Genomic DNA, 3,347 nt, shown 5'->3' on the forward strand with positions numbered 1-3,347 from the left:
TACGCCAAGGGCTTATTCCAAGGATGGCTGCGACATCTGAACCGCCAATGTATTTGCGGCGGTCATGGCCTTGTGGCAGAGTAATTAGTTCGGTCATATCAGCCCCGAACCAAACTCATTGCAATCCGCTGTACGGCTGCACCATCGCCTTTGCTGGCGTAATATTCAGCTTCAGGGTAGGGCTCAACGTACACGGTACTTGCACCTTTTTCGGTGTAAGTCGTCTGTGCGCATTTATTCCTGATATAGCGCAGCGGTTTGACTACTTTTGCGATTCCTCGGTAAGTCTTCATGATTTCTCCTTGGTTAAAAAATTGACTTATTGATGCGCCCTTGCCGCCACCACAGACAAGGCGTGAAGTTGGTCGAAACAATCAAAAACTACCAACTTGGCCGTAACGCATCAATAAATAAATTCATGCAAAAACCCAATAAATAGCCCCACACCCGCCAACGATTGCTAGAGTGAAAAACCATGCAGCGGCTCTGAAAAATTCAGCATTGATTGATTCGTCGCTGTCATCACATTGGCCTAATGAGCATTTCATTTGGACACCTCAGAAAATTCAACCTCTGCGCACAATTCGCGCAGCCGTTTTTCTTGGGCATCCCTCGCAGCAGCCCACGCAGCATCCCTCGCAGCATCCCTCGCAGCACCCCTCGCAGCCCACGCAGCCCACGCAGCATCCCTCGCAACATCCCTCGCAGCATCCCTCGCAGCATCACTCGCAGCATCCCTCGCACCCCACGCAGCACCCAACGCAGCATCCCTCGCAGCATCTAATTCATCTTTGGTGGCATTGCCGTTTGCGAATCGCTCTGACACATCCAAAGCTGCAATGCTTCGCGGGTCAGTCATCAAATGCTGCACTTGACGTGCGCACCAAACACCGAATAAACGGATTTCACGTTCACGACCTTTGACGGCTTGTAAGCACCAAAGAGCATCGTCTAAACCGTTGCTGTCTAAAATTGTGACTATTGAAATAGGTTCGTCATCGGCTTTGGTTTTTCCTAAATATGCCAACAGCTTCTCCCACCCACTTCGACACGGAGATTTGGCGCGAATTTGATTTAGAGTTGTTTTCATTTGGACACCTTGCATACTGTGCGGATGTGATTAGCCGCCTCTCGCAAAAGGTCTGGATGACTATCTTCGTCAAACAACGATGTCTCCATTTCATAGGCAGCTTCTTCGAGTTCATTATCAATTGTCATTCTGTTATCCTTTTAATAGATTACCCATTACCAAAAATAAACTTAGTGGTCATTGCATACACAGGGCGGCGTATCTTTCTTTTACCGAGGAGAGCATCTAAAAAGGTATTAGGTTGTCGTCGTAAGGATCGTTTTGAATTCTTTTTGCTGGTGCTTGACGTGGTGCGCTAGCTGATTCACCGCTAGGTTTTCCACCCTGTAGGGCAATGTCGTTTACTCGCACATCCATGCTCTTGCGCTTTTGACCGTCTTTATCTGTCCATTCGCGCTCGGTTACAGAGCCGATAACGGTCACTTGCTGGCCTTTTGATAGGTAGGGTGCTAGTGATTCCCCGCGCTTGCCAAATATGGCGCAATTCCACCAGATAGTGTGTTTGTCGCCACCTTTCATGTAGGTGTCTGCTACCGAGAACGATACAACGGGTGTACCATCTGACAGTGCGCGGGTTTCACATTCTTTGCCTAGATTGCCTGTGATAGTGATTGAGTTCATTTATGCCTCTGCTTTCTCTTTAAGTGATAGATGATGGTTACGAATTGCTGTGCGAATGTTTGACGGTAATAAATTGTGCAAAGCAATAGCTTCTTCTCCGTCTGTGATTCCCATTTTTTCGCCATAAGCATCAATGATGTTATCTTTTGCAAAATGCTCTTTGATGTTTTCGGCGCATAGCTGAATGATTGCCAAACGGTCTGCACTGATTCCAAGTGTTTCAGTTTTAGGGCTTGCAGGGATAATGGTTACTTTGGTATCTTTCTTTGTGTCAGGTGCTTCTTCACCCTCTGGCAAATCTTCGCCAGCATAGATATACAAGCCCAAACCATGCAGGGATAACGCCTTGGTCATACAGCGCATAATGGCGGTATTGACTTGGAAGGCATCAGGGCTTGATATGGCTTTGTTGCGATGATCCATTACGGGTAACTGGCAGGTCATAGCCTTTTCAAACATGGTGACAGTTACCCAAACCATGCAAGTGCCGTGAATGTCCATGTAGCATTTATCGCCAAACATTTCTACTTTGTAGGACACTTTAGGGTCAGCTTTCAATGCTTCAGCCCAAGCCCAAGCCCACGATAGATAGGTTAGGTTTGCTTTCTTTTCCGTGTGTTCATTCACGTTTGTTTTTAAGAGTGTTTCGATATTCATAATGTCCTCTGTTAAAAATAATCAGGATTGCCGCCAGCACGTAAATGACGGCGATATTTCCATGCGTCTAACGCTACTTGAATAGCGTGTTTAAGGTCTTGTAGTAGTGTTTTCATGATGTCACCGAAAAATTAAATAAACTGCCAAACAAACAAGCGCAATAACCCATGCACATATCCAGCAAGTCGCACGCGCAAATTCGGCATTGATTGATTCGTCGCTGTCATCACATTGGCCTAATGAGCATTTCATTTGGACACCTCCGAAAGTGCAACCTCTGCGCACAATTCGCGCAAACGCTTTTCTTGGTCAGCCCACGCAGCAGCACTCGCAGCAGCCCTCGCAGCACTCGCAGCAGCACTCGCAGCAGCCCTCGCAGCCCTCGCAGCAGCCCTCGCAGCACTCGCAGCATCCCTCGCATCCCTCGCAGCCCACGCAGCCCACGCAGCAGCATCCCTCGCAGCCCACGCAGCATCCCTCGCAACCCACGCAGCATCCCTCGCATCACACGCAGCATCACTCGCAGCCCACGCAGCATCTAATTCCTCTTGGGTGGCGTTGCAGTTTGCGAATCGTTCTGACACATCCAGTGCTGCAATGCTTCGCGGGTCAGTCATCAAATGTTGTACTTGACGTGCGCACCAAACACCGAATAACCGTATTTCACGGTCACGACCTTTGACAGCTTGTAAGCACCAAAGCGCATCGTCTAAACCGTTGCTGTCTAAAATTGTGGCGATTGAAATCGGTTCGTCATCGGCTTTGGTTTTCCCTAAATATGCCAACAACTTTGTCCATCCATTTTGACACGGAGATTTGGCGCGAATTTGATTTAGAGTTGTTTTCATTCGACCTCCTTATTTGCACAGCACAGCCAAAACTCATGCTTTTCGTCTTTGCGGTCACTTGGGATAGAAGGGTCAAATCTCCAAGTAGTACGCGCCATAATCACTGGATAGTCGCAATGCTTAAATCCGTA

4 protein-coding genes are annotated in these 3,347 nt (G+C 48.0%); all 4 read right to left on the reverse strand.

What is annotated here, in order from left to right:
* Positions 1–98: 98 nt before the first annotated feature.
* Complete coding sequence (locus GX466_08265; GenBank protein ID NLH94189.1) at positions 99–293, reverse strand: hypothetical protein; 195 nt, start codon at positions 291–293, stop codon at positions 99–101.
* A gap of 251 nt (positions 294–544) precedes the next feature.
* Positions 545–1,105: a hypothetical protein gene (locus GX466_08270; protein ID NLH94190.1), complete on the reverse strand. Its 561-nt coding sequence runs from the start codon at positions 1,103–1,105 to the stop codon at positions 545–547.
* Positions 1,106–1,315: 210 nt separating this feature from the next.
* Entirely contained in the window at positions 1,316–1,711 is a 396-nt protein-coding gene (locus tag GX466_08275; GenBank protein NLH94191.1) for a single-stranded DNA-binding protein, read from the reverse strand.
* Complete coding sequence (locus GX466_08280) at positions 1,712–2,368, reverse strand: DUF1071 domain-containing protein (GenBank protein ID NLH94192.1); 657 nt, start codon at positions 2,366–2,368, stop codon at positions 1,712–1,714.
* Between the last annotated feature and the right edge of the window lie 979 nt (positions 2,369–3,347).

This window comes from Candidatus Cloacimonadota bacterium, from assembly GCA_012516855.1.
GTDB lineage: Bacteria > Cloacimonadota > Cloacimonadia > Cloacimonadales > Cloacimonadaceae > Syntrophosphaera.